This is a genomic window from Niastella caeni, from assembly GCF_004834005.1.
Lineage (GTDB): Bacteria > Bacteroidota > Bacteroidia > Chitinophagales > Chitinophagaceae > Niastella > Niastella caeni.
Genome location: NZ_STFF01000004.1, coordinates 176,428 through 202,474 on the forward strand (window position 1 = coordinate 176,428; position 26,047 = coordinate 202,474).

Annotated in this window: 24 protein-coding genes, 1 tRNA gene, 1 pseudogene and 1 riboswitch; of the genes and pseudogenes, 19 read left to right on the forward strand and 7 right to left on the reverse strand. The window is 42.6% G+C overall.

Going from position 1 to position 26,047, the window contains the following annotated elements; genetic code table 11:
- Positions 1-3: 3 nt before the first annotated feature.
- The 11 genes from FAM09_RS15630 to FAM09_RS30700 all read left to right on the forward strand — a co-directional run bounded on the left by FAM09_RS15630 (position 4) and on the right by FAM09_RS30700 (position 10,725).
- The gene (locus FAM09_RS15630; RefSeq protein WP_136578069.1) at positions 4-1,023 is read left to right on the forward strand and encodes a pyridoxal phosphate-dependent aminotransferase; all 1,020 of its coding nucleotides are present in this window, start codon (positions 4-6) and stop codon (positions 1,021-1,023) included.
- A complete protein-coding gene (gene cbiB, locus FAM09_RS15635) occupies positions 1,002-1,943 on the forward strand; it encodes an adenosylcobinamide-phosphate synthase CbiB (protein WP_136578070.1) in 942 nt (313 codons plus the stop codon). Before FAM09_RS15630 ends, cbiB begins: the two co-directional genes overlap by 22 nt.
- A gap of 7 nt (positions 1,944-1,950) precedes the next feature.
- Positions 1,951-2,490: an AAA family ATPase gene (locus FAM09_RS15640; RefSeq protein ID WP_136578071.1), complete on the forward strand. Its 540-nt coding sequence runs from the start codon at positions 1,951-1,953 to the stop codon at positions 2,488-2,490.
- Positions 2,491-2,693: 203 nt separating this feature from the next.
- A riboswitch (cobalamin riboswitch) is annotated at positions 2,694-2,990 on the forward strand.
- 33 nt (positions 2,991-3,023) lie between these two features.
- The gene (locus tag FAM09_RS15645; protein WP_136578072.1) at positions 3,024-4,244 is read left to right on the forward strand and encodes an ABC transporter substrate-binding protein; all 1,221 of its coding nucleotides are present in this window, start codon (positions 3,024-3,026) and stop codon (positions 4,242-4,244) included.
- The gene (locus FAM09_RS15650; protein WP_136578073.1) at positions 4,244-5,317 is read left to right on the forward strand and encodes a FecCD family ABC transporter permease; all 1,074 of its coding nucleotides are present in this window, start codon (positions 4,244-4,246) and stop codon (positions 5,315-5,317) included. Before FAM09_RS15645 ends, FAM09_RS15650 begins: the two co-directional genes overlap by 1 nt.
- Positions 5,317-6,324, forward strand: a complete 1,008-nt coding sequence (locus FAM09_RS15655) for an ABC transporter ATP-binding protein (protein WP_136578074.1) — start codon at positions 5,317-5,319, stop codon at positions 6,322-6,324. The genes FAM09_RS15650 and FAM09_RS15655 overlap by 1 nt, the downstream gene beginning before the upstream one ends.
- A 111-nt stretch (positions 6,325-6,435) precedes the next feature.
- On the forward strand, positions 6,436-8,607 hold the full coding sequence (locus FAM09_RS15660) for a TonB-dependent receptor (RefSeq protein ID WP_136578075.1): 2,172 nt from the start codon (positions 6,436-6,438) through the stop codon (positions 8,605-8,607).
- Between the two features lie 51 nt (positions 8,608-8,658).
- The gene (locus FAM09_RS15665) at positions 8,659-9,261 is read left to right on the forward strand and encodes a cob(I)yrinic acid a,c-diamide adenosyltransferase (RefSeq protein ID WP_136578076.1); all 603 of its coding nucleotides are present in this window, start codon (positions 8,659-8,661) and stop codon (positions 9,259-9,261) included.
- 317 nt (positions 9,262-9,578) lie between these two features.
- Positions 9,579-9,665, forward strand: a tRNA-Leu gene (locus tag FAM09_RS15670).
- A 202-nt stretch (positions 9,666-9,867) separates the two neighbouring features.
- Positions 9,868-10,491 (forward strand): hypothetical protein, encoded by a 624-nt coding sequence (locus FAM09_RS15675; RefSeq protein ID WP_136578077.1) that lies wholly within the window; start codon positions 9,868-9,870, stop codon positions 10,489-10,491.
- 72 nt (positions 10,492-10,563) lie between these two features.
- Complete coding sequence (locus tag FAM09_RS30700) at positions 10,564-10,725, forward strand: hypothetical protein (RefSeq protein WP_153825454.1); 162 nt, start codon at positions 10,564-10,566, stop codon at positions 10,723-10,725.
- A gap of 185 nt (positions 10,726-10,910) precedes the next feature.
- Here the strand turns inward: FAM09_RS30700 and FAM09_RS15680 are convergent, their stop codons facing one another.
- Together FAM09_RS15680 and FAM09_RS15685 are read right to left on the reverse strand one after the other, a co-directional pair.
- A complete protein-coding gene (locus tag FAM09_RS15680; protein WP_136578078.1) occupies positions 10,911-11,309 on the reverse strand; it encodes a GNAT family N-acetyltransferase in 399 nt (132 codons plus the stop codon).
- Between the two features lie 209 nt (positions 11,310-11,518).
- Entirely contained in the window at positions 11,519-12,091 is a 573-nt protein-coding gene (locus tag FAM09_RS15685) for a hypothetical protein (protein WP_136578079.1), read from the reverse strand.
- A gap of 362 nt (positions 12,092-12,453) precedes the next feature.
- Between FAM09_RS15685 and FAM09_RS15690 the strand changes: the two genes are divergently transcribed.
- The gene (locus tag FAM09_RS15690; protein WP_136578080.1) at positions 12,454-13,035 is read left to right on the forward strand and encodes a membrane lipoprotein lipid attachment site-containing protein; all 582 of its coding nucleotides are present in this window, start codon (positions 12,454-12,456) and stop codon (positions 13,033-13,035) included.
- A gap of 40 nt (positions 13,036-13,075) precedes the next feature.
- Here the strand turns inward: FAM09_RS15690 and FAM09_RS15695 are convergent, their stop codons facing one another.
- Positions 13,076-15,004 (reverse strand): beta-L-arabinofuranosidase domain-containing protein, encoded by a 1,929-nt coding sequence (locus FAM09_RS15695; RefSeq protein ID WP_208025577.1) that lies wholly within the window; start codon positions 15,002-15,004, stop codon positions 13,076-13,078.
- Positions 15,005-15,638: 634 nt separating this feature from the next.
- The gene (locus tag FAM09_RS15700) at positions 15,639-16,061 is read right to left on the reverse strand and encodes a winged helix-turn-helix transcriptional regulator (protein ID WP_136578082.1); all 423 of its coding nucleotides are present in this window, start codon (positions 16,059-16,061) and stop codon (positions 15,639-15,641) included.
- Between the two features lie 131 nt (positions 16,062-16,192).
- Between FAM09_RS15700 and FAM09_RS15705 the strand changes: the two genes are divergently transcribed.
- Positions 16,193-17,308, forward strand: coding sequence for an alkene reductase (locus FAM09_RS15705; RefSeq protein WP_136578083.1), 1,116 nt, complete (start codon positions 16,193-16,195; stop codon positions 17,306-17,308).
- A gap of 95 nt (positions 17,309-17,403) precedes the next feature.
- Here the strand turns inward: FAM09_RS15705 and FAM09_RS15710 are convergent, their stop codons facing one another.
- The gene (locus tag FAM09_RS15710; RefSeq protein ID WP_136578084.1) at positions 17,404-18,168 is read right to left on the reverse strand and encodes a sterol desaturase family protein; all 765 of its coding nucleotides are present in this window, start codon (positions 18,166-18,168) and stop codon (positions 17,404-17,406) included.
- Between the two features lie 151 nt (positions 18,169-18,319).
- On the opposite strand from FAM09_RS15710, the gene FAM09_RS15715 reads away from it, so the two are divergent.
- The 4 genes from FAM09_RS15715 (at position 18,320) to FAM09_RS15730 (ending at position 23,734) form a co-directional block, all read left to right on the forward strand.
- The gene (locus FAM09_RS15715; protein WP_262711663.1) at positions 18,320-18,943 is read left to right on the forward strand and encodes a metalloregulator ArsR/SmtB family transcription factor; all 624 of its coding nucleotides are present in this window, start codon (positions 18,320-18,322) and stop codon (positions 18,941-18,943) included.
- A gap of 55 nt (positions 18,944-18,998) precedes the next feature.
- A complete protein-coding gene (locus FAM09_RS15720) occupies positions 18,999-20,453 on the forward strand; it encodes an MBL fold metallo-hydrolase (protein WP_136578086.1) in 1,455 nt (484 codons plus the stop codon).
- A gap of 194 nt (positions 20,454-20,647) precedes the next feature.
- Entirely contained in the window at positions 20,648-21,889 is a 1,242-nt protein-coding gene (locus tag FAM09_RS15725; RefSeq protein WP_136578087.1) for an MFS transporter, read from the forward strand.
- Positions 21,890-22,339: 450 nt separating this feature from the next.
- Positions 22,340-23,734, forward strand: coding sequence for a tail fiber domain-containing protein (locus tag FAM09_RS15730; protein WP_166437170.1), 1,395 nt, complete (start codon positions 22,340-22,342; stop codon positions 23,732-23,734).
- A 264-nt stretch (positions 23,735-23,998) separates the two neighbouring features.
- Here the strand turns inward: FAM09_RS15730 and FAM09_RS31580 are convergent.
- Both FAM09_RS31580 and FAM09_RS15740 read right to left on the reverse strand, forming a co-directional pair.
- Positions 23,999-24,121 (reverse strand): annotated as a pseudogene (locus FAM09_RS31580) (HNH endonuclease); the annotation flags it as partial.
- Positions 24,122-24,147: 26 nt separating this feature from the next.
- On the reverse strand, positions 24,148-24,624 hold the full coding sequence (locus FAM09_RS15740; RefSeq protein ID WP_136578089.1) for a hypothetical protein: 477 nt from the start codon (positions 24,622-24,624) through the stop codon (positions 24,148-24,150).
- A gap of 461 nt (positions 24,625-25,085) precedes the next feature.
- On the opposite strand from FAM09_RS15740, the gene FAM09_RS15745 reads away from it, so the two are divergent.
- Positions 25,086-25,412 carry a DUF2200 domain-containing protein gene (locus FAM09_RS15745; protein ID WP_243751685.1) on the forward strand — a complete coding sequence of 109 codons (327 nt, stop codon included), beginning with the start codon at positions 25,086-25,088 and terminating at the stop codon, positions 25,410-25,412.
- Between the two features lie 29 nt (positions 25,413-25,441).
- Positions 25,442-26,047, forward strand: a complete 606-nt coding sequence (locus FAM09_RS15750; protein WP_136578091.1) for a class I SAM-dependent methyltransferase — start codon at positions 25,442-25,444, stop codon at positions 26,045-26,047.

A 26,047-nucleotide genomic window follows, 5' to 3' on the forward strand; every position in this document is an offset into this window, starting at 1 on the left:
CTTATGCTGCAGGGACACGGAGATGATGCTTACTGCTATAAACAGGAGATAATAGCTGATTTCAGCACCAATGTATTCTATGGCGGCGAGCCCGCCGGATTGAAAGAACATATTTTTCAGCAGTGGCAGGTGCTCAACAAATACCCCGAAGTGCTGGCCGAAAGCCTTGCCCAAAAAATAAGCCAGCATCATCAGTTGCACGCTTCGAATGTGCTGATCACCAATGGTACTACGGAAAGTATTTACCTCATTGCGCAGGCATATAAAAACCTACAAACAACAATCGCCATTCCGGCCTTTGCCGAATATGAAGATGCCTGCAGGATGCACCATCACCAGGTACAGTTTGTAAACCAGGATGCCATCCATCCAAACATGCAAATGGATAAAGGGTTGTTCTTTCTCTGTAATCCCAATAACCCGACCGGCCATGTTTTTCCGCAACTGGAGGCATTAATAAAAGCCCATCCCGAAACCCTGTTTGTAATAGATGAAGCCTTTATTGAATTTACTGTTGGCATTAATTCCCTTATATCTCTGATCAATACCTGTGAGAATGTTATTGTTCTTCGTTCACTTACCAAGGCTTATGCAATACCCGGCTTACGGCTTGGGTACATTGCTGCGCATGCGCGGTTGATCGATACATTATTGCAGTGCAAAATGCCCTGGTCGGTCAATGCATTTGCCATAGCGGCGGGCCATTATATCTTTGATCATATTTCCGGCATGCAACTTCCATTAGAACGGATCTTCAACGATAAAGAACAACTGATGCAGCAATTACGGCAACTGTCATTCACTATCGACAATAGTTACACCCATTATTTTCTTGCCAAAACACCTGTTGGAACAGCGCGGGAATTGAAAGCATATTTGATCGATCACCACCGGTTATTGATCCGGGATGCTTCCAACTTCAGGGGTTTGACCGAACAACATTTTCGGATTGCCACGCTGACAAAAGATAAAAACGAATTACTAATAGCTGCCTTACAAGAATGGATAAAACATTGCTCCTGATACTGCCGCTGTTGACGGGCTATTTATTAGACCTGCTGCTGGGTGATCCTGAACGGTTGCCCCACCCTATTCGCTTGTTCGGTAATACCATTTACAAAGGCGAAAAACTGTTGAACAAAGGGAATAACCGGTTTTTGAAAGGGACGTTGTTCACGCTTGCTTTATGTGCCACCGCCTTCTTTTTCTTCTATTATTCATCAGTCATGCTCCTCACCTTTCAACCCATACTATATTTGATCTTCAGTACTGTATTTGTTTACTACGGACTGGCTAATAAAAGCCTGATTGAAGAAGGCAAAAAAGTATTTCATGCACTGGAAGCACAGGGCATTGAAGCAGGGCGCAAACAACTGAGCCGCATTGTAGGCCGGGATACCACTGCGCTAACGCCGCAGCAAATACGCATAGCCGTGCTGGAAACCATGTCGGAGAATTTAAGCGATGGCGTTGTTGCACCCCTGTTCTATTACGCCATAGCGGGTGTGCCCGGTATGATGACCTATAAAATGATCAATACCCTGGATTCGATGGTGGGTTACCGCAATGAACGATATGAGCAGTTTGGTAAATTTGCGGCCCGGCTCGATGATGTAGCGAACTTTATTCCCGCCCGCATCACCGCGTTGCTGATGGTGCTGGTTAGTTACAGTTGGCGTGGCCTCCAATTTATTTTCCAATATGGCAATAAGCATAAAAGTCCCAATTCAGGTTATCCCGAAGCAGCCCTGGCCGGCATCATGGATAGCCGTTTTGGCGGACCAAACAACTATCATGGTATTCGGGTGGAGAAACCTTTTATCGGTACCAACGACAGAGCCGTGATGCATCATGAAATAGCTTTAGCAGGCAGCATCAATCATAAAGTATGTTTGTGTGCCGTGCTGATCATTTCTCTTATCATTTACTTGACATTTACATAAGTACCCATTGAATATTTCTGAAAAATATATTATCACCGGAGGGCCGGGAGCCGGCAAAACAAGTTTGTTGCAGGCATTAAAGTATTCAGGTTATCATTCTTCAGAAGAAGCATCCCGCCAGGTGATCATAGAACAGGTTGCTAAAGGCTCCGATTGCCTTCCCTGGCGCAACCTTTCCTGTTTTGCCAATAAGGTTCTAAGCCGAATGATAGAATCGTATGCCCAAACTACTGATTATACAGGCGTAACTTTTTTCGATCGCGGCATCCCCGATATTATCGCTTACCTGAAAGCCGCTGCGCTTCCTGTTGATGATCGTTATTACTCCGCGTTACGACAGCATCCATACCAGCAACTCGTTTTTATTTTACCACCCTGGAAAGCCATCTATGTAAATGATGCCGAGCGATGGCAGCCATTTGAGGAAGCGGTTCATTTGTATGCAAACATCAGGGAAACGTACCAGGCAGCAGGCTTTACGCTGATAGAAGTGCCGGAAGACAGCGTTGAGAACAGGATGAATTTTATATTAAAATCGATTGTTTGATGGTTAAAAAATTGATTGTTTGATTGCCCGATTGTTTGATGGTTAAAAACTCCGCAATTTGAAGAGGCCAACAGTACTCAACAGGTTTATAATTTATCATCCAACCATCAAGCAATCAATCCATCAAGTCATAAGAGCCTTCAAACCATTTAAAGAAATTGGTTTATGCAGGAATTTAAAAACCATAGATAAACAAAATTATTATTACTTTCGCCGCCGAAGGTAGCAGCATCCGCTGCTTTAATAGGGAATCCGGTGTAAGTCCGGAACAGTCTCCGCTGCTGTAAGTTCTTGTTCGTGAAAAGTGAAACGTGAAATGGGGTACCCCGACTTATCGGGACAGGCTGCGAAATTTAATGCGCCTGCTGGAACCGTTTGCTGTTTTACGTTTGCCGTCTCACGACTGTTGCAACTCCATACCACTGTCCCGGCTTAGCCAGGATGGGAAGGTCAGTCAACAGGGAACAAGTCAGAAGACCTGCCTTTACAATAAAATTTACTCACCGCTTTCGGAAGAAAGGCAAAGAGCAAAAATGAAAAAAAGCAGGTTTCTTCTTAAGGGCAGAAAACACCTTTTTCTGCAAGGCCTACCAGGTTTATGTTCACTTAGCATTTACTGTATTGTTGTTTTGTTGGCAGGGTTTACCGCCTGTAAACAAGCGGCCAAGTCATCGCCCGGTACGGTTGCTGACAAGCATGCTGCTGCCGCAAAAACCACCATTCAATATTCAAAAGGGTTTACAATAGAATATTTCGAAAACTACAAGCTGGTTAAAATTGTAAACCGTTTTTCCGACAAAAGCGACACCCTTCAATATTTGTTGGTGCAGCGGGGAACGCCTGCGCCTGCCAATCATCCGGGCGCACAGGTAATACAGATACCCGTGCAAAAAATGGTGGTTACCTCTTCCATGCACATTGCATTGGCAGAGTTTGCCGGTGCGGTGGATGTAATAACCGGATTGGCCGAAGCAAAATATGTTACCTCGCCTGCCGTGCGCAGGAATATGGCAACCGGCAAAGTGGTTGAAGTGGGCAATGGCAGCCAGATGAATCATGAGTTGATCATTGCCATGAAACCCGACCTGGTTATGACAATGGGCAGTCCGGATGCGCCATTCAGCCGCTACCAGCCGTTGACCGGCGCCGGCATTCCGGTAATGATGAATGCAGAATGGCTGGAAACCGACGGGTTTGGACGTTCAGAATGGGTGAAGCTTATGGCAGCCCTGCTGAATAAAGAAGAAGTAGTGAACCCAAAATTTGAAGAGCTGGTAAAAGAATACAATCGCATAAAAGCGCTGGCCGCAAAAGTAACGCTGCAACCTGAGGTAGTGGTTGGAATGCCTTTTAAAGGCACCTGGTTTGTTCCTGACGGCGACAGTTACATCACACAATTATTAAAAGATGCGGGGGCTAAATACCATTGGGCAAATGTAATAGGCACCGGCAGCCTGGCGCTTAATTTTGAAACGGTGGCGCCCATTGCGCTGAAAGCCGATTTCTGGCTGAACATGAGCAATGCCAAAACAAAAGAAGAAATTGCTGCTGCTGATCAACGCTATACCCGGTTTAATTCATACAGGAAAGGAACAATGTATAACAGCAATAAGCGCGTGAACGACATTGGCGCCAATGATTTCTGGGAATCAGGCGCTGTGAATCCACACCTGATCCTCGCCGACCTGGTTAAAATTTTTCATCCGGAGCTATTACCAGACCATCAACTGTTTTATTACCAACAAATACAATAATGAACGTAGCAACTCATCCTGCTACCCGAAAATATCAATGGGCTTCCTTCGGGAAAATGACCGCATTGTTTATTCTGCTGCTGATCGTTTTCATAACAGATGTAGCCTTCGGTTCTGTGTCTATTCCGTTTCAGGCAGTGCTGGATATTATTGTATCGGGCAAATCAGATAATGAAGCATGGCGATACATTATTGAAAACATCAGGATCCCCAAGGCCATTACAGCCATTATTGTTGGCTGTGGACTACCGGTGAGCGGCTTGCAGATGCAAACGCTTTTCCGCAATCCCCTGGCAAGTCCTTCGGTGCTGGGCATTACCGCCGGCGCCAGTTTGGGCGTTGCGCTGGTGATGTTATCCGCAGGCACCATCACTACCATTTACTCCATTAAAGAGCTGGGCATTTCGGGAAGCTGGTTGATCTTGCTGGCGGCTTCATTGGGCGCCGCTTTTATCATGTTCCTCGTAATAGCCATTTCGGCCCGCATCAGAGATAATGTCATTATGCTGGTGGTGGGTATTATGATCGGCAATATTACCCTTTCCGTTATCAGCATCTGGCAATACTTCAGCGCACCGGAGCAATTGAAAGATTATTTACTATGGACATTCGGTTCGCTTGGTGGTGTTTCCGGCAGCCAGCTTTACCTGCTGGCAGCGGTAGTGGCGGTGGGTTTGCTCATTTCATTTGCCTCCTCCAAAATGCTCGATACATTATTGTTGGGTGAGCGGTATGCCCGTACCATGGGTTTAACGGTAAACAGGGCCCGGTTGCTGATCATTGGCAGCACCAGTTTACTGGCGGGCAGCGTTACAGCCTTTTGCGGCCCTATCAGCTTTATTGGCATTGCCGTACCGCACCTGGCGCGCTCACTGTTCAATACGTCGGATCACCGGGTGCTTATACCTGCCTGTTGTTTAATAGGCACCTCGCTTATGCTGCTGTGTGATATCATTGCCCAATTGCCGGGAAGCAATTCGGTATTGCCCATCAATGTCATTACGGCGCTGGTAGGTTCTCCGGTAGTTATCTGGATCATTATGAGCCGGAATAATTTAAAAAATTCTTTCTGATGAATAACACAGCACCTTTATTAAAAGCAAGTCGGTTATGCATCGGATATAAGAAAGGAAAGAAAGAAGAAAAAGTTCTTTCCGGCCCGCTGGAACTGGAAATGCATTCCGGACAGTTGATCTGTTTGCTGGGACCCAACGGCGCCGGTAAATCTACGCTCATTCGTACCCTGGCCGGTTTACAGCCTTCCCTATCGGGCACGGTAGCAATAAATGGTAAGAATATTACGAAGTTACAACCGCAGGAAAGAGCCAAGCGATTAAGTATGGTGCTCACGGAAAGAGTGCAAAGCGGTAACCTCACTGCTTATTCCATTATTGCGTTGGGGCGGTTCCCTTATACCAACTGGTTAGGTACGTTGCAACCGCATGACAGGGAAATAGTGCAATTGGCCATGCGCAAAACAGATACCACTACTTTTGCCAACAGGAAACTAAACGAGTTGAGTGATGGCGAGGCACAGAAGGTAATGCTGGCAAGAGCGTTGGCGCAGGATACGCCGATCATTATTCTCGACGAACCAACCGCACATCTTGACCTTCCCAACCGTATAACCATGATGCGCCTGCTGCATCAACTGGCAAAAACAACGGCCAAAAGCATTTTACTTTCTACCCACGACCTCGACCTAGCCCTGCAATCGGCCGACGAAGTATGGTTGCTGCGTAGCGATGGCGTATTAACAAAAGGTGCACCCGAAGATGTAGTGCTGAATGGCACCTTTGAAACGGCTTTTCACAAAGAAGGTTTTGAGTTCGATAAAAGCAGCGGCACATTTTCCATACACAATGGCAATGGAAAATCGATCGGGCTTACAGGTGAAGGCGCTCCTCTGTTCTGGACAAAAAGAGCGTTGCAGAGGGAAGGGTTCAGGGTTTTGGCCGATGCAGCAGAAAGCATTCACATCATTGACAACGGAAGCACGCTGCAATGGAAGTATAAAAATGAAACGCATGATACCATTGCCGGTTTACTGGCTTCATTGCGTACCCATTACAGTATTTAGTAAAAAGGCAACAAGGTAACAAGGCAACGAGTGAAAGGCAAATTATCAAATACAAGAATCAATATTACTCAATTATTCATCCCACACTATAGGGTAAAGTAAACAAAAACCATGAAGCAATTTTTATTGGTCAGCGCCGCATTGGCTGCTGCTACTGGCACTGCCATGTCGCAAAGCGGGCAAACAGATAGCCTGAAAACACAAACATTAGGGCAGGTTGTGGTAACGGCCACCCGAACCGAAATTCAGCGAAACAAAACGCCGCAAAGCATTACCGTTATCAATCGTACAGACATAGAGACCACCGGCGGACAGGAATTTACCGACCTGTTGAAAAAGAATGCCGCTGTGAATATTGTGCAATATCCCGGGCTACTCTCGGGCATAGGCATCCGCGGTTTCCGTCCGCAAACAGGCGGGTTGAACCAGCGTGCGCTTTTATTGATCGACGGCAGGCCGGCAGGAACGGCTAATTTAGCCACCATCAATCCGTCGGATATAGAACGCATAGAAGTATTGAAAGGATCAGCCTCCGCCATCTATGGCTCACAAGCGATGGGTGGTGTGGTAAATGTAATAACCCGTAAATCGGCAGGCGCTATTCGCAGTACGGTGTCAGCGGAATACGGTTCTTACCAAACCTTTAAAGGAACGGTTGCAACCGGTGGAAATATTACGGACAAGCTTGATTTCGATCTTTCCTTTACCACTTTCGACCGCGCCAAAAACATGAAGCTGGGCGATGGAAATGTGTTCAGAAAAATGCTGAACGCAGAAACCGCCACGCAAAATTTTGCTGACGGCCCGGTAGAAGCAGACGATAAGCGTTCAGATGGGTTACGGCGTGAATACACCCGGTTAAATTACAATACCGGAAGTATACGAGCCGGCTATCAGTTAACAAACAATTGGAAGGTGAATGCAAAAGCCGAGCGGTTCATTGCCAAAAATGTAGAATCGCCCAGTGACATCTTTTACGGGAATGCACAGCCCAGCACCAAAGACATAGAACGATACAACAGTGAATTAAGCATTACAGGCAATTTGCACAATCATGAGGTTTCTATAAGAGGTTATGCTGCTGAGGAGAAAAATTTCAACAATACATTGATCTCAGGCGGCAACTTCATTGCACCGTATCTTTCCTTCCAAAGTAAAGCGGAATGGAATGGCGTACAGTTAAAAGATGTAGTGAAGCTGGATCAGCATACACTTATTTTCGGGATCGATCACAACCGGGCGTCTACTACTTCCAGGGCTTACAATAGCAATCGCACAGAAAGAGCGCCATTTTCACCCAATTACAGCCTGGTATTTACCGCCGCTTATGTACAGGGACAATTGAACTTCTTCAATGAAAAATTGATCCTCAATCCCGGTATTCGCTATGACCTCATTTCTTATGATGTAAAGAAAACGCCGCTGCTTGAAACATATGCGCCCGGCAAAGAAAGCAATCCATTTGTCAGTCCGAGTTTGGCCGCGCAATACCAGGTGTTGAAGAACCTTACCATCCATGCAACTGTTGGACGTGCGTATGTAACACCCGATGCGTATAATGTAGCCGGGTATTCAGAAATTATTACCGGTAACAAGGCTACCGTAACACAAGGCAACCCCGACCTGAAAAATGAGAACAGCATTACCTGGGATGCAGGCATCCGGTATCAGAAGAATGCATCGGGCTTTGCAGCAGACCTTACCTACTTTTTTACCGATGTAAAAGACCGCATTACTACCCAGCGCACTACGCCAACTACGACAGAAACGACAGCTAGCGGTTATGAGATCAGTACCCGCACCACGTACATCAATGCCAACAAAGGAGAAATACGCGGGCTGGAAGGTGAAGTGTCGTATGATTTTGGCGCCCTGCAAAACAATCGATATTCATTAAGGACATTTATCAACGCTACCAAAACGATATGGGCGGAAGAAATAACCATTGCCGCCAACGGTAACAAAACCAAAAGAGATATTTACAACGTAGCCAGCCTGACCGCAAGTTATGGTATAGAATACAACAATAGAAAAGGGCTCGATGTACGGTTAAGCGGACGGTATGCAGGCCATCGTAAGGATACGGATTTCAATACGGCCGGGTCGCCTGAAATTGAATATCCTGAATTTATGGTGCTCGATTTTTATGCCGGTTATACGTATGCCAAAAAACATACATTTGGGGTGTTTGTAAATAATATTACCGACGAGAATTATTATGAGAAGCGCGGCTTTAATTTGCAGGGACGGAACATCAACGTTCGTTATTCAATCACTTTTTAAATAAAACCGGGTCACGGTTCTAAACCGTGGCACGGTTCACAATCAGGAACAATGAAAATATATACCAAAAAAGGCGATAAAGGCACTACCGGATTGTTTGGCGGCAAGCGCGTATACAAGGATGATATACGGGTAGATTGCTTTGGAACGCTTGATGAAGTAAATTCAACCATCGGGCTGCTGCGCGCCAAACTGGGCAATGACCATGAATGGCAGGCTAATTTGCACAAAATACAGAAGGATATGATGGATATGATGTCGCACCTTGCGCGGCCATCCGATACCAAAAAGGTGAACACCAATCCCATGCCCGAAGACGGCGCGGCTTTTTGCGAAGCATGGATAGATGAATTGGAAAATGCCATGACCTCCCCTTCCGACTACTTTTTATTGCCGGGCGGCAATGAGATCTCGGCGTTGTGCCACGTAGTACGCACGCAAATGCGCCGCGGCGAGCGGAAGCTGGTAACGTTGATGAAAGAAGATGAAGTGCATGAGGCGATCCCGGCGTATATCAATCGACTTTCCGATCTGTTCTTTACGCTGGCAAGGGCGGAAATGGACAAGGCCGGCGTAGCAGAAGAAAAGTGGAAGCTCTTTTTGTACAAGCGCTTTAAGAAGCAGGAGCCGGATAGTAGCCAGCCGGAAGCGTGATCATTGCGATTGTCTGATATTTTAAGGTAGGTGGCCGGGTTGGAAAGCGAGTGGCCTGGCTCCTATCCTTGCTTTACTAAAGCCGTTCTATTTAATTCAAAAGTCCAGTCCGTTTAATTTGGGGATTAACTGGGGCCTGAGGGCGATTAGATAACAATGCGTAAGGGCCGTTCAGGGCGTCTTTCCAGACGCATCTCCTTATTTCTCAACCATTTTCTTACAAAAAAGGCGATAATTTTTTGGCTAATTCAGATTTACGGTTATCTTTGCAACCCGAATTAAAAAAGCTCTTTCAGTATTTAATATAGATCTGAAATGCCCAGGTGGCGAAATTGGTAGACGCACTGTGTTCAGGTCGCAGCGCTCGCAAGGGTGTGCTGGTTCGAATCCAGTCCTGGGCACCAAAACTGAAACGCCCTGTAAATCAATATTTACAGGGCGTTTTTATTTATATCCTGGAATGGAATATCGAACCTCCATTTCTGGGATCAAGTCGAATTCTTTCTGGGGCATCCGGCGAGCTAAGTTGATTGCAGCAGCTTTTTCCAATCGCCTTGTATTCTTCAAAATTCCATTCTATTGTAGATTGCCAAAAACCTTTCATATATGCCTACCTCTAAACTTCTAGTTATTCTTTCCATATCATTTCTTTCGTGCAATTATGGGCAGGTAAATAAACAACATACCGGCGCTGCTCGAACCGATACTATGCAGAAAAAAGAAACTGAAATTTCAAAAGAGGCGGGCAACCAGAAAATGCCTATCCCTGCCGATACCACCTCATCAGATTATTTAATTTATTTATTAAAAAACGACATGCCTTTAACGGGCTATTGGACACAGCAATTAAAAAAGCTCGATGCATTTGCAATTCCCCTAGACTCCACGACTCGTTTATCAGTAACTCGTGACTGGACAATCAACGATTCCATTTCGGTTGTTATTCTGCAATATTCCACTAATGTAGGCGGTGATGAATTTTTATTAACCGTAAAGAATAAAAGGCAATTTATTGCTAGAGTTCATATCAGCAACGAGTACGACAGTGATGTGAGCGAAGAAAATCCAGATTATTATTATACGGAATATCAAATGATCGATGATCGAAAAATAAAGTTACTGCTACATAAAATTAAAAATTATGACACTGATAAGGAAAAAGACGTCGTTACCATTGAGCATTGGACTATACAGAGCAACGGGAAGGTATTAAAAAATAAAATGTTATAACAAAACATCGACTTCCAGCCGTCATGGTTCTTTCCCGTTAGTCATCGAATTGGAAAAGTTGAATTAGGAGAAGTGTCTTTGTTTGCAGACACAACGTCTCCCAGGGTATTAACATGGCATCTCGAAGCGAAGGCCGATATGACCCTGCAACTGGTAATGACCATTCAGCTATTATTATTGTCTATTACACTTTACATACCGCAAATAGTACTGATCAGCGGCTTAAGCTTATAAATTAAACTCAATTCCTCCATCTCCTGGTTCGATAATTCTTTAATCCGGGCCACCAAATTAGAAAGCTCCGAATTTTCGGAGCTTTCTTTATTTTTCAGACCCGCTGAAACCCTTGTCTGGTCTGATATCGGTAAGTTTAATTGCCACCAATACTTATAAATTATACTGCAGGCATTTTACAATGCTTAACTTGTTCTGAATATTGCGAATGCCCTGTCTTCTTTTGTAAATCCAACTTTTGGGTAATATTCCATTGCTGTAGGAACTGAAAGCAGTAAAATCATAACCTGTTCCCCTACTTTCTCTCTTGTGAAGTCAATGAGTTTTTTCCCTATTCCAGATTTTTTATAGTTGGGATCTACTGCTAAATCTGCAAGGTAGCAACTCCAGGCCCAGTCGGTAATAGATCTGGCAACTCCTACGAGAGTTGAATTATCCCAAGCTGTAACAATGAGGTTTGAATTTTCAAACATGATTTTGATTCGATCTTTATCGGCTGTTGGTCTCGGTAATCCAGATTCATTATAAAGTTTTACTATCTGGTCGGGAGTAGGAACAATATCAAATTTGTAGATGATTTCCATGTGATGATTTCGATTTGGAATACTATTTTCTTTAATGCTTGCAGCCAACGTTCCGGGCCTCACTAAGTACGGGCATTCGTATCCCGTCTATTCGCCTGGCCGTAACTTTTGATTTTATACGTCTAAAGTAAAAAAAATAAATAGAATTACAACTGCTGATGTGAGTTACTAATCATATCGTATTTTACAAAACCCATGTTGCGTTCGCTTTAGTCACGCAATTTTAAATGTGGTATCAATATTTTTTCAAGTTCTGTCAAACTAATATTGTCAAAATCCCCAGCAGGTGAATATGGCATTTCATTATAAGCAGATGGATTTTCTAAAGCAACGAAGTAGTTATTGTCTATGTTGCTAATTGTTGAAATATAAGCTAAGTACTGTCCGGTCTTGTCTGTCAGACCAATAGCTTCCCTGTCAGCCTCCCAGTGGTCATTGATGATAATATTTGTCTCGCCATATTTGTTTTGCAAAAACGCTAAGACATGCATTATTTTCTTGCTTTTGTTTAGGTTTCTGTTTTTGAGCTTATGTATATACTCAGACTCTTTACCATTCCAAAAGCATTTAATACATCTTCCATTGTCAAACTCATGTTCACAGTTTTTGTAACCAAATAAGAGGAACGGTGGTAAACACCATGTAAATAGAATGTAAATGGATGTAAATTTTTGCAGAGGGTTCGTTCCACAGTAACTTGCGGATATTGGCTGGCGGATGATTTTTTTAGGCCAAGGCCGGTTTGAACGTGACTTTTGGAACAATTCTGTCATTGTCTTCATTATCACGCATTTTGCTGGAAAGTGACCCGCTGATTTCGAAGATATCCTTCGAACAGACAAAGCATATGCCAACCGGTTAGAACGCCATTACCACCTGGTGAAAGACCTAATAAATAATAAAAACCAACGCTGACCCGTGATCTATAAGTTTTATATCGAGTTGCTGGAAAGTGACCCGCTGGTATGGCGGCTTTTTTGTTTCTCCTTGTGATATCCAGGTATGGTCAATGGCAATGTATAGCGTAGCACCCCTGCGATGGCAGGCGCCACCAAATATCATTTCATCCAGCTTCTTTTACAGTTCATCCTTATTTAACACATGCAGGTAACCGAAATAATTGAAGTTTTGTAAAATTTTTTATATGAAAAAGATGATCGTAGTTGCAGGATTCGCTCTACTACTGGCGGGCTGCTGCAAAAAGGATAATGTTCCTGAGGCAACTAACCCTGAAATGCGGTATTTGAATCTGAACGATAGCGGAGTTGTTTTTAACCGGTCGGCCTCATTTGATCTTGATGGCAACGGTTCTAAAGATATTTATTTCACTACGATGTTAGTAGCAGACCCACTGAACAAGCAGGACAAAAAACAATGGTGGGTAACCAGTTCTTTTTATGCTAATCTTCCGGTAAATGACATAGAGGAGATACCGGTCATGCAGATGGGGGAAACTATTTACCCCGAAAGTTTTTCCGGTTATACCTGGTATAATGCATCCGGAGTAATACTGGCGCAAAAAATATTCACTGATAATCAGCCGCCATACTGGGCAGGGAAATGGAAAGATGCGTCACGACGTTTTATAGCTATACAGATTATAAACAACAGTAAAGTGTACAATGGTTGGGTAGAGATAAGCTTCAGTAATACAGAAGAAAAGGTGATCATTCATCGCGCTGCCATCTGCAAGGAGGCCAATAACACGATAAAGGCGGGATGGTAGGGCTGTGGTAAATAATACTCATGTTGCCAGCAGTGTTTTTTCAATAATCTCGTAGCGTAGCATATACTCCATAAGATTGTTCGCCAATATCAAACAACGGTCTAAGCAGGTAGGAGTTTCCATTGTCGGTCAGCTTAAATGTTCGTTGGCTGATATTATCTACAACTATATGCTGAAGGATTTCTTCTTTGTGTAACCTTAGAACAAGTTCAGACTCGCTTTCAAACGCCAATAGCATCGGCCCATAATAAATGGCTATTACGTTCTCGTCGTCGGGCATTGATTTGGCGTGGAAGCGGTAATGGAATACAATCTTTATTTGATCTTTATGCTGCCATTGACGATTGAGCGATACATAGGATGAGGGAATAACGGCCATGGCCTGTTTTACCCCATTCACATACACCTCTGCATTGTTTGCCCATTCAGGAACAAAAAGTTTCAGTGAAAAGCTGGTTTTTGTTTTAACCGATACTTGAAATAAAACGGCGGTATCGGTAGGAAAGTTCCCTTGTTGCTCCAACAGAATGCCTCTGGAAGCCCAATTAACTTTTGAAGGGATGTACATGTTCACCCAAAGCGATGTGTCGTTTTGAAAATAAATACCTGAATTAAGCAAAGCAAAAGCCTCTATGGTGGTGCCATTGCAACATCGGAAATCATCTTCTTTCAGAAAAGCTTTTTTTCCTGGCGAACCCAAAGGTAAATGATATACGCACCTGCCACTTTTGGCGCTTTGCAGCGCAAGTATGGAGTTATAAAACGTATTCATATAAGCATCGGCATATTTCGGGCTCCCGGTCCAGGTGAATAATGTTGAAGTAAGCTTTTGGGTATTGTGCGAAACGCATGATTCCGCAATTTCCTTTGTAAGGGTATTGCTGAGCACTCCGGGCTTACCCCAATGCTCGGAGGTAAGGGATGTAGGCGTGGTAACGTTCGGGCGGGGGCCACTGCTGGAACCGTTTACATAGGCATGACTGCTGATAAGCATATCCCAGAAGTTGGTTATGGCAGCATGATATTTTTCTTCTTTCGTGATGGCATATCCTTGTGCAAATCCGTTCACTATAACTAAATGTGTATTGGAATGCAGCCCGGATAAAAGATCTTTATTCTGAGATAAAGGGTTTAAAAACCAGTTACGGTCAAACAATTTAGCTAAGGCAAGATGCTTCGGGTCATTGGATACTTTGTATAAATTGTACAATACCTCATTCATGGCGCCGGGTTCGTTTGGCGGGTTGGCTGCTGTAGTATAAAGCATTTTTTCTATGGCAGCACTGTCCAGTTTCGACATCCTCTTTTCAACATAATCTGCCATATTTAATACCATCTCGTAGGCTTTTTTGTTCTTCGCTCTTTTGTAAACATCGAGTAGCCCCTGCATGAGTTTATGATAGGTATAATAGGGAGCCCACACACCCCCAAATTTCTTTTCAAGTATATCAAAATCTGTTTGTGGAAAGGCACTCAAATATCCATTGCCCATTGCTCGCTGGCACTTGTACAATTCATCCGTCATGTAGTTTAACCTGTTGGACAACAATGTGTCGCTATATTTTTCCACCACTTCTGAAACGGCAGAAAGATAATGTCCAACAAAATGTCCCCTTATGCCAATATTGGGTGCCTCCCAGCCCTCTAATGGCTTAGCGGAGGAAGGAAGCCCTGCATTCACTCTGAAATTATGCAAAAGCCGGTCAGCATTCAATGATTTTAGATATTGAATATTTAGCGTTTCCCTGTCTTTTATCCATGATGGCGTAAGGGTTACTGCCGTGTTAGAGAAAGGAAAGACCTGGGTTATTTCATCATGGAAAGTAGATGTTTGTCCGAAGATATAAATAGTGGTTGTAAGCAAAGAAAGTAGAAAAGAAATTTTTTTTAACATGCGGTATTTTGATTTTTGATTAAAGTTATATTTCTTGGGTAAGGAGTCGTATGTAAATAAAGCTACTGTTTTCATACATTTGCTGGCAACACTTAAATATATGCCGTTAACCGGTCTTGCCCTAAAAAAATCAGTATTGATAATCAAAGTAGTAGTATTCGCCTTTTAAATTGTTACGGCGCAAATACAAAATAAATATTATTACCGTTCCACCTTTCCGCTACGCCACAGGTCATCCAAAGGACTCTCAATATTAATGAGCACCTTCTTACTAACGTGCAAATAGCGTTCGGTAGTTTTAATGTTAAAATTGCCTAACAAATTACCGGCTGGTGTTCTATCTGTCTTTATTATTTGTTAAAGACATTTTGTTAGGTTTTTCATATTTCAATACGAGGCCATTTCCATGCATAACGTATAATTAGACAAAGAAGAACGACTTCTACAACAGCGCCAAACATCATGTGTTGAATTCCGGGGGAATAGTATAAGTCACCGCCAAGTAATTCCGGTTTTTTTCTCCTGCAAGGGCCTAGATCGCCCATCTCTTTGAATTATTTCTTATTTTTTGTCTCCGATAGGCAGTAACGTTCAAAAGTGTTTATCGGGGATGAGGTAGCGCCACTCTATTGTAAGGAAGAATAAAATTTGGCCGTAATTTTTTTTATTTGCCCCGACAGGTAGAAAATGGGAATAAGCAAAAACAATCTCATCCAATTTTACGCTCTACAAGCATATGCCCGTACTTCAGGCATATCGATTTTGAAGTTTCGCCGATCTTAGGATCCTGCGCAATAACAGTCTCCAAAAAACTGCGATTAGCATCACCCCATTGATTCATAGCATCAATAACAGGTATCAACGACCGGCCGATCTCCGTAAGCGAATATTCCACTTTGGGCGGCAGTTGCGGGTAGGTTTTCTTTTCTACCATACCATGCGTCTCCAATTCTTTGAGTTGTACGTTCAACACCCTTCGCGTAACACCCGGCAATAAACGCAATATCTCGCTTGGTCGCTTTATATCCATCGAAATGGCATATAGCAGGGCCGGCTTCCACTTGCCGTTCAGCACTTCCCTTGTGAGGTGCAGGCCGCAATCTATAGAGAGGGGTGTCTTTCTTTCGTACATATGCTATTCACTTTACTCAAATATACGTAATGTGTCTCGATACATGGAGGGGGATAAATTTATCCCTATGGCATTAGCTTTTCCCATATTGTCCCGCTGAGATACATGCCCGAAGTTTGTAAAAAAAAGCGATGAGAAATACAACACAAGCACTGTTAGAAGAATACCAACTGGGCGATTTAAAACTGAAGAACCGGGTAATTATGGCGCCAATGACGCGTGCGCGAGCCACTAACGCGAGCCTGGCACCTACACCATTGATGGCTACATATTATGCACAACGCGCCTCAGCCGGGTTAATTGTGAGTGAAGGCACCTGGATGAGTTCAAAGGCTATAGGTTTTATTAATGTACCGGGCATCTACACTCAGGAACAGATAAATGGATGGAAACTGGTGACCAAAGCCGTACACGACAATGGCGGTTTGATCTTTTCCCAACTAGGGCATATTGGCTCCGCATCCCACCCGGATTTCTTTGATGGCGAACTGCCTGCCGGACCTTCCGCCATCAATCCGCAAACTCATTCTTTTACTCCTGAAGGCTTTAAAGAAACACTAACGCCACGTGAGTTGACCGCCACTGAGATCAAACAAACTGTGCAGGATTTTAAGCAGGCTGCTAAAAATGCCATGGAAGCAGGATTTGATGGCGTTGAGGTGCATGCGCAAGCCGGCATGTTTATTCCTCAATTTTTAAGTACGGCCACTAATCAGCGCACCGATGAGTATGGTGGCAGTATCGAGAACCGTGCGCGCATTGTATTTGAGATACTGGATGCCATTACAGAAGTTTGGGACAGCACACGTGTAGCCATCAAATTCGCGCCGGTTGCGATCAGTCATGTAGGCATTGTGAAGCCAGATGAAGAAACTATTCCAATGTTCCAGTACCTCCTTAAAAAACTGAGTGATTATAATCTCGCTTACCTGCACATTGTGGGGCCGGCAGAAGACTTAACCGGTACACCGGTAGAAGCATTGCAGCAAAATTATTTCAGCCATTTTCGTCACCACTATCGCGGCAGGCTGATGGCCAATCTGGGCTTTACGCAGGAAAGCGGTAACGCAATTCTGATAGAAGGTACGGCTGACCTGGTATCTTTTGGCACACCATTCATAGCCAACCCGGATTTGGTAGAGCGCTTTAAATATAATCTGCCTTTGTCAGAAGCCAACCGGGATACGTTTTATGCCGGAAACGAAAACGGATACGCCGACTACCCTGTCGCGGTTCTCCCAAGTTAAAAGGAATAAGTATGATAAAAGTGGAGCACCATTTAGGCCCTTCTGGTAAAACCGGGAGGGCATTTTTATTTGACGGCGTCCCGGGCTCTGCTCGGTTAATCAATTTTCTTTCTTGACGTAACTTCTTCAAACGTCTCATCGTACTTGCTGTTCATTGTACCCATTAATCTATCCCATATTGTAAAATATAAACCATAATTTCCTTTGAAATATTGGTGATGCATATTATGGGAAACAGAAGTGTTAATCCATTTTCCAAGCCAATGGGTGCTAAAGCCTTTTGGATAAAGCTCAAAACCCAGGTGCCCATAAACATTATAAATAAGGCTAAAAATAAAAAATAGCATCAGATGAATACTGTGAACAGGAATTGTAAACAGGAATACTACAAATATAAGCGATTCAATCACCGCCTCTAAGGGATGAAAGGAGTATGCAGCCCAGGGTGAAGGATTGCTCGACTTATGATGCACAAGGTGAAAAAATTTGAACAATATCGGATGATGCATAAACCGGTGCATCCAATAAAAGTAAGTATCATGCATTATTAACATTAAAGGGAACGCCAGGATTGCATAAAGCCATCCATAACTTGCAATATCAGGGTAAAAAGTAGTAAGCGGCCTTATGGTATCACTATATAACATGAACAATGGCGGGAATGAAAATATAATGATCGACAATACAGAAAAGAATATCTCCCTCCGGTAATCCTTCGGTTTTGGAAAGCGGCCCTGAATTTTTTTATAAGCGATCTTTTTTCTCAGCCAAACATAAAACAACAGAAACGCAGGGCCGGCTATAAGGAAATACTTATCAGCATTGTCAATCAATAGCCAGGTGAACTTTTCCCAATTCATAATACCAACTTAACAAAAGTTTTACTACCTCCCCAAAAATAATCTATTCAATAATTATATTGAATAGTTGAATTTCCTTATTTTTGACTAACATTTAGAAACTATGGAGAAAAGAGTGTTTAAGGATAAAGCATATTCTATATTGGCAACAATGGTCAAAGCAATGGCCAACCCCCACCGCCTGGAGATTGTTGACCTATTGGGGCAAGGGGAAAAAACGGTAGAGGAAATAGCCGGCGAAACCGGCATGTCAGTTGCCAATACCTCCCAACACCTTCAGGTTCTAAAATCAGCCAACCTTGTAGAAATCAGACGGGAAGGAAACTTTATTAATTATAAGTTAACCCATGAGGAAATTTATAAATCCTGGCAAAACCTCCGTGAATTAGGGTTAAACCATATTGCGGAAATGGAAAAACTGGTAAAAGATTTTAGAGAAAAAAGAAACAGCCTGGAAGCACTCAAAATAGACGAGCTATTGACCAAAATGAAATCTAAGAATGTTGTTGTTTTGGATATTCGCCCTGAAACAGAGTTTCAAAATGGGCATATTACCGGCGCCATTAACATTCCAATAGAAGAGCTTGCCACCCAACTAAAGAATTTACCTAAGAATAAAGAATATGTGGCGTATTGCCGTGGTCCGTTTTGTGTTTTTGCAGATGAAGCAGTAGCTGTGCTTAATAAAAAGGGGTATTCTGCCAAAAGATTAAATGAAGGTTTTCCCGATTGGGTTTTAAAAGGATTGCCGGTTAGTTATTCAAAAGCGTCGTGAGTTCATTCAGTGTGTTAATAGTAAAAAGTGTTAACTCAATTTAAACAATGTAGAAATGAAAAGAAGAAACTTTATTGTTGATATATCGGGCTTAGGTCTGCTAATGTTATCTGACAGATCTAAATTATTGGGCCAAACAAGATCATACCAGTCTAATTACGTAATTGAGCAGTTTGAAGATAAAGGCCTGGCTCACTTTTCATATGCCGTAATGGCCGGTAAAAAAGTTATACTCATCGATCCCCAAAGAAATGTTCAGCCATATTATGACTTTGCACAAAAAAATAATGCCTCAATTATTGGAGTTATAGAAACGCATCCACATGCCGACTTCGTTAGTTCGCACCTTGAAATACATCAAAAACTAAATGTGCCCATTTATGCAAGTAGTTTAACTAAATCAAAATATCCGTTAAAGAAATATGATGATGGTAACATCATTCAGCTAACTGACGAGATCGGTCTCAGAGCAATGTACACGCCTGGTCATGCTCCTGATCATATTGCAGCAATATTGTTTGAAAAGTCGAAGGATATAGCGGTATTTAGCGGGGATTCTTTATTCCTGGGTGATGTGGGAAGGCCTGACCTGCTGGACTTCTCCAGTGAAAGTGAAAAGCAGAGAAAATACCTCGCTGCATTGATGTATGACACTATACACCAGAAGTTCGCCAAACTTAACGACGATGTCATCGTTTATCCTTCGCATGGAGCTGGCTCTTTATGCGGTAAATCGATCCGTAAAGCAGCAAGCTCTACTATCGGATATGAAAAACAAAACAATTATGCTTTTGAAAACCGAAGTAAAGAAGAATTTGTCAATTTGTTATTAAGCGATCAACCCTTTATTCCCAAATACTTCGCTTATGCTGTTCATTTAAACATTAAAGGAGCGCCAGCACTTAAGTCCAGTTTGGATAAACTGAACTACTTACCTAAGAATTACCAGCCAGAATCAAACGTATTAATAATAGATACCCGTCCGGCGCCTGTATTTAAAACGTCTTACCTGCCGGGTGCAATAAACATTCAGGGAACAGGACAGCTTGAAACCTGGTTAGGAACCATAGTTGCTCCTGATACTAAATTTTATCTGGTCGCAGCAGATGAGCAAAGTTTAAAGACAGCGATTATGAAGGCTGCTGCCATTGGCTATGAATCGAATATTCAGGGCGCATTCGTATATGATGCAGGCAATGGAATTCGATTTAACAGTTTTGATGCCAGTTCCTTCAACCCCGGCGAAAATAAATACACCGTGATTGACGTAAGAACTGCAAAGGAGGTAAAGAAGCAGCCGATTTTTAAGAATAGTATTAATATTCCTATGCAAGAGTTCAACGATCGGTTATCAGAAATCCCTAAAGGGAAACCGGTCTTAATACATTGTGGTTCAGGTTACCGGTCTGCTACCGCGGCAAGCATCTTAAAAAGCAACCTGCCTGCTATCGAAGTGTACGATTTAGGCGCAGCTGTTACTGGGTTTATAAGCGCCAACGGAGCCAAATAAATTCATATAATGAACCTTCTGGCATTATAAAAATCATTTAGAAATAAATGAATTATTCCTTCTTTATATATAAGTGATTCATTATGGAAAATAAAGACTTAAGCGTTAATGCCGATGAGCTAAGAAAAAATGTTAGAAAATCAAGAGCGGGTGATTGTACTCGATGTGAGTATTGAAGTTTGAAAAATATTGGTATGAATAAAGTCCAACAAGGATTAAGAGAAAACTGGAAGCAATTTACTTTGCTGGTTATTATCAATGCTTTTGTTGGTGGGATGGTTGGACTTGAAAGAACTATTCTTCCTCAAATTGCTGAAGCAGAATTTCATATTGCAGCTAAGACCGCTATACTCTCGTTTATAATAGTTTTTGGAATTGTAAAAGCTATTACTAATTATTTTACCGGCGCATTGGCAAATAAAGCAGGAAGAAAAAATTTGCTAATAATTGGGTGGCTTATAGGTATCCCGGTTCCGTTTATGTTGATGTATGCAGAAAGTTGGAACTGGATTATTGCAGCCAATATATTGCTAGGTATTAACCAGGGGCTTACCTGGAGTAGTACCGTAGTAATGAAAATAGATCTCGTCGGTGAAAGGCAAAGGGGTTTTGCAATGGGCTTAAATGAATTTGCCGGGTATATAGCCGTTGCTACGGTAGCATTTTGCACAGGGTGGATTGCTTCTATTTACGGGCTACGGCCATATCCATTCTATATAGGCATTGTTTTGGTAATTGCAGGCTTTTTAGCAAGCCTATTATTTGTAAAAGATACCAAACACCATGTATATGCTGAAACAATAACCAGCAATATCCCCAGGCTCAAAAGTATTTTTTGGCAAACAACCTGGAAGAATAAAAATCTAGGCTCGGTAACACAGGCAGGTCTGGTCAATAATTTAAATGATGGTATGGCATGGGGGTTGTTCCCGGTCCTGCTTGCATCCAAAGGATTTACTATTGGACAAATAGGAATTGTAACCGCCGTATATCCTGCTGTTTGGGGAATCGGACAATTATTTACCGGAAAGATGGCTGATCATTTCTGTAAAAAGGACCTGCTTTTTTGGGGAATGTTTTTACAGGGAATAGCGTTAGTCGCATTGATATTTGCCAGCACAATGACGCATTTTATCGTTCTTTCTTCAATCCTTGGTTGGGGAACAGCGATGGTATATCCTACATTCCTTGCCACGGTTGCTGAAAATACACACCCGGCGGACAGGGCAAATAGTTTAGGGGTCTTTAGACTATGGCGCGATCTGGGTTACGCTATAGGAGCTGTTCTTACTGGTATTGTTGCAGATACTTTGGGAATAAAAGCATCTATATCAGTTATTGGACTTTTAACAATTCTTTCTGCCGGAATTATATTTTATCGCATGAGATGCGGTGAATCTTCCAGAGTTAAAATTATCGCAGGATTCACTAATTAGGTGTCAATATACTTATTGTTATTATGAATGTCGTTGATAGAAGAAATTGTTGGAATTTGGGCCGCCTCATCCTCAATTTTATTGTTAACTATGCGGCTTACAGGCTTAATACATTCGGTTTATTAGTTTTTTATTAAGAATATCTTATTTGTTAATCCGTATATATTGTTGTATTTACCATGCTTGTCCCTAAAGGAAGAAATAAGAAACCATTGTAAATCTTCAGAACGAGTTATTACCGCGAAGTTCAAAATGTTTGGTGCGGGGTGTTTCTTTCATTAGTTTACCTCTGCCACTTACCGTCTCAAACCGGCTACTCACTGTTTTGTGCCCTCAACAAAAAAAAGTACTGAATATTTTGTACGCGAATGACAGCTCTGGTATCGGGTTCCCTTTACATTATCAGACACTATTTATAATGAAACGAAAAAAATGAAAATCACTATTCCCATGAAAATGTTATTTGCATCAATTACCGTTCTCCTGTTAGCCAGTATATCGTGCCTTGCTCAAAATGTAGCTATCAATGAAGATGGCTCGCTGCCCGACTCCAAAGCCATTCTGGATATAAAATCGGTCAACAAAGGTATCCTGATCCCCCGAATGAGTACTGCCCAACGGCTGGCTATAACACCGGTTAAAGGCTTGCTTGTATACGACACTACCACCAATTCTTTCTGGTATAACCTGGGAGAGCGCTCAGGATCAGCAGGCTGGAAAAACCTGGCAACGGGGGCCGGCTGGTCGCTTACCGGCAACAGCGGCACCATTGACAGGGTTCACTTTTTAGGCACTACCGATAGCACTCCATTAAATATAAGGGTTAACAACCAGCCAGCCGGTCGTATCGAACATGTTTTGGGTAACACCTATCTGGGTTATCAGGCCGGCGCCTCCATTGGCGGAGGTGACACCGCCTGCACGGCTATTGGGAACTACGCATTGCGGGTGAACGAAGGGCCCATGAATACGGCGGTGGGTACGGGGGCGCTGGCGAGTAATTTCAAGGGAAGAAGCAATACGGCTATTGGTCACCGCTCCATGGCAGCCAGTTGGTGGGGTACCCGTAATACTGCCGTTGGTGGAAACAGCCTTAGCAACAATTCACAGGGGCATTTAAATACAGCCATTGGCCATTCTGCCATGGAATATAGCACCATGGCCTATGAAAACACAGCTGTTGGTGTTAACGCATTACGGAATAATACAACCGGAAGCTGGAATACAGCAATTGGCTCAGGAGCGCTTTCAGGTAATATCAAGGGATCAAGCAATACAGCTATAGGGTTTCATGCAGATGTAAACAACGATTCGCTGACCAACGCCACCGCTATCGGCTACCTGACAACAGTTAATGCAAACAACAAAGTGCGCATAGGCAATAGCGCAGTAACTGTAATAGAAGGTCAGGTGCCCTTCACCACCCCCTCTGATGGCCGTTTCAAATTCAAGGTGAAGGAAGATGTAAAAGGACTGGACTTCATCTTACAACTGCGCCCCGTTACCTATCAGTTTGACGTTAAACGGTTCGATGCCCGGTACAGTATAGCCGGTAACAATAATGAAAATCCCAACGGTAATTATGCATTGCAGGCATCCTATGACGAAGCCGCCTGCATACGCCGCAGCGGTTTCATTGCCCAGGAAGTGGAGAAAGCAGCCGTAGCATCGGGTTACAATTTCAGCGGTATCATTCAACCTAAAACGGCACAGGAACATTATGGACTTAGCTACGAAGCTTTTGTTGTGCCACTGGTAAAGGCAGTACAGGAACAACAGAGCCTGATAGCCGATCTGCAACAACAGATAAATGAACTCAAACAATTACTGCAAAAGTCAAAGTAACGATCGCATAAAATTAAGAAAGCTGCCTCACTCACCGGGCAGCCCGGCTTAAAGTCCCAAACCTCATATAATCAAAAGCCCCGTAAACCAACTTTACGGGGCATGTTGAAATCTATTCTGAAGATCATCACTTTTGAACAAGATGAAGCAAATCCTTGGCGGGAACGGATTTTATTTGTCCGTCTTTATCTCTGATCACCAGTTCCTCATCATTTTTAACTCTTGTCTAATCTTTATTATTCTAATGTCTAATATAAGGAATACTTAATAAAGAAGATAAAAAGACATTTGTTTTGAACAGAGTATTTGTAGATTTTCTAAGATGGTCTCGCCACCTTTTGCCCATGGTTTTATGTGATCGAAGTGAATATCATCTCCAATAAGTGTTAATCCGCAACGTCTACTTAAGCTGTTTAATTCTTGTTATTTCTTAATTCTTCAAATTTGCTTTTTAATTTATTTGAAAGCGCAGTTTTATTTGTCAAAACCATTATTGCATCTTGACAATACTGCGTTTTTCCAATATATTGTTCGTATCCCGATGTCTTAATAGTGGCAAATTCCACCCACTCCTTATTTTCCTTTGAAAGAAATTCTCCGCATAAAATATAGTTCTTGTCGTTATTAGCTGCTTTTAAATAGCCAATTTGTACACTACGGAAATCAGTTGGTGTCGGTGGCTGATGAGTGTGAAAATCGGTAGCTGCCGAAGTAATTAAAAACTGAACCACCGAGTCTGGAATTGACCCATTTTCAGAAATTGTCTGAGAAACTTCGGTTGAATTGTCATTGCTTTCATTTTTGTTTCCCAGGTTGCATGCTGTTATTGCAAATACAGTGAGTATGAAAGTAAATGTTTTTAAGGTGTCTGAAAGTTTGTTTGTATTCATTTTGCGATTCTTTATCATTTCATGTAATAGTTGTTGCCTGGCCGCTGAAATAAATGATTCTGTTTAAAGTGACGCACAACACTTAAATATATGCCGTTAACCGGTCTTGCCCTAAAAAAATAAGTATTGGTAATCAAAGTAGTAGTATTCGCCTTTTAAATTGTTACAGCGCAAATACAAAATGAATATTATTACCATCCATATTCTTGGCTTTTAGCTTTTGGATGAAGATGCGTGTTCGGTACACCGCATTTCTCATTTGATTTTTTTTTATTTTCACTCAAATTAGTGCTTTTTTTAAGGTGTGTATTATACAAGACCGCAGAAACTGCGGCCTTTCTTTATTATCTTAGTCGAACTGAAATGAAATCATATCTTGTTATACTGCTTTTTTAATTTGGGTAACGTTAAAACACTGAGATATGAACAATTCCAACACACAAAATCAGCGTATCGCAAAAATGACCTTCGCTTCGGTCTATCCAATGTATGTAGAAAAGGTAGAGAAGAAAGGCAGAACAAAAGAAGAATTACACCAGGTCATACAGTGGCTGACAGGTTTCAATAACAAGGATCTGCAGGACCTAATAAAAGAAAAAGTAACTTTTGAAACGTTCTTCCAACGCGCCTCAATAAACGCCAATACGCATCTCATCACAGGGGTGATCTGTGGGTATCGTGTAGAGGAGATCGAAGATCCTTTGACACAACAGGTCAGGTATTTGGATAAGTTGGTCGATGAGTTGGCAAAAGGCAGGAAGATGGAGAAGATCTTGCGTGGCTCGTAGAAATAGTATTTTTGTTTAAACCCTGCATTATGATTGACGAATCAAATGGTTACGAAAGTATTGCAGATTTATATATAAAATGGCGGGGACGGGCGGTAGATGGAATAGGTTCGTCTACTGTTCGCGCGTGGGCCCTACCCCTTAATAAAGGCTCCGTGATATTGGATCTTGGGTGTGGAACCGGTATTCCGGTCACAAAAATTTTGCTTGATGAAGGATTGACCGTCTATGCATTGGATGCATCCCCGACAATGATTGAATCCTTTCGCGAAAATTTTCCAAATGTACCTGTTGCCTGTGAATCGGTTGAAAGTTCGCCTTTCTTTCATCGCTCTTTCGATGGCATTATCGCTGTGGGACTGATCTTTCTGCTCTCCGAAGAAACACAGCGGGCGCTGATCTCCAAAATGGCTGCAGTGTTAAATCCTGGTGGAAGATTATTGTTCTCCGCTCCTCTTGAAAAAGTGGAATGGAAAGATACAATGACCGGACTTCTATCGAGATCACTTGGAGCTGAACAATACAGAGCGTTACTTTCGGCCGCAGGGTTATCTATCGTCGGGGAGTTAGTGGACGAAGGCGGAAATTATTATTTCAATGCAATCCGTTTGACCTCAATAGCAATAAAGCCTTGA

Coding starts and splice junctions, on each gene's coding strand:
- FAM09_RS15630 (WP_136578069.1), top strand. CDS start 4: ATGCTGCAGGGACACGGAGATGATGCTTACTGCTATAAACAGGAGATA.
- cbiB (WP_136578070.1), top strand. CDS start 1,002: ATGGATAAAACATTGCTCCTGATACTGCCGCTGTTGACGGGCTATTTA.
- FAM09_RS15645 (WP_136578072.1), top strand. CDS start 3,024: ATGAAAAAAAGCAGGTTTCTTCTTAAGGGCAGAAAACACCTTTTTCTG.
- FAM09_RS15650 (WP_136578073.1), top strand. CDS start 4,244: ATGAACGTAGCAACTCATCCTGCTACCCGAAAATATCAATGGGCTTCC.
- FAM09_RS15655 (WP_136578074.1), top strand. CDS start 5,317: ATGAATAACACAGCACCTTTATTAAAAGCAAGTCGGTTATGCATCGGA.
- FAM09_RS15660 (WP_136578075.1), top strand. CDS start 6,436: ATGAAGCAATTTTTATTGGTCAGCGCCGCATTGGCTGCTGCTACTGGC.
- FAM09_RS15665 (WP_136578076.1), top strand. CDS start 8,659: ATGAAAATATATACCAAAAAAGGCGATAAAGGCACTACCGGATTGTTT.
- FAM09_RS15675 (WP_136578077.1), top strand. CDS start 9,868: ATGCCTACCTCTAAACTTCTAGTTATTCTTTCCATATCATTTCTTTCG.
- FAM09_RS15680 (WP_136578078.1), bottom strand. CDS start 11,309: ATGGAAATCATCTACAAATTTGATATTGTTCCTACTCCCGACCAGATA.
- FAM09_RS15685 (WP_136578079.1), bottom strand. CDS start 12,091: ATGAAGACAATGACAGAATTGTTCCAAAAGTCACGTTCAAACCGGCCT.
- FAM09_RS15690 (WP_136578080.1), top strand. CDS start 12,454: ATGAAAAAGATGATCGTAGTTGCAGGATTCGCTCTACTACTGGCGGGC.
- FAM09_RS15695 (WP_208025577.1), bottom strand. CDS start 15,004: ATGAAAACAGTAGCTTTATTTACATACGACTCCTTACCCAAGAAATAT.
- FAM09_RS15700 (WP_136578082.1), bottom strand. CDS start 16,061: ATGTACGAAAGAAAGACACCCCTCTCTATAGATTGCGGCCTGCACCTC.
- FAM09_RS15705 (WP_136578083.1), top strand. CDS start 16,193: ATGAGAAATACAACACAAGCACTGTTAGAAGAATACCAACTGGGCGAT.
- FAM09_RS15710 (WP_136578084.1), bottom strand. CDS start 18,168: ATGAATTGGGAAAAGTTCACCTGGCTATTGATTGACAATGCTGATAAG.
- FAM09_RS15715 (WP_262711663.1), top strand. CDS start 18,320: ATGGTCAAAGCAATGGCCAACCCCCACCGCCTGGAGATTGTTGACCTA.
- FAM09_RS15720 (WP_136578086.1), top strand. CDS start 18,999: ATGAAAAGAAGAAACTTTATTGTTGATATATCGGGCTTAGGTCTGCTA.
- FAM09_RS15725 (WP_136578087.1), top strand. CDS start 20,648: ATGAATAAAGTCCAACAAGGATTAAGAGAAAACTGGAAGCAATTTACT.
- FAM09_RS15730 (WP_166437170.1), top strand. CDS start 22,340: ATGAAAATGTTATTTGCATCAATTACCGTTCTCCTGTTAGCCAGTATA.
- FAM09_RS15740 (WP_136578089.1), bottom strand. CDS start 24,624: ATGAATACAAACAAACTTTCAGACACCTTAAAAACATTTACTTTCATA.
- FAM09_RS15745 (WP_243751685.1), top strand. CDS start 25,086: ATGACCTTCGCTTCGGTCTATCCAATGTATGTAGAAAAGGTAGAGAAG.
- FAM09_RS15750 (WP_136578091.1), top strand. CDS start 25,442: ATGATTGACGAATCAAATGGTTACGAAAGTATTGCAGATTTATATATA.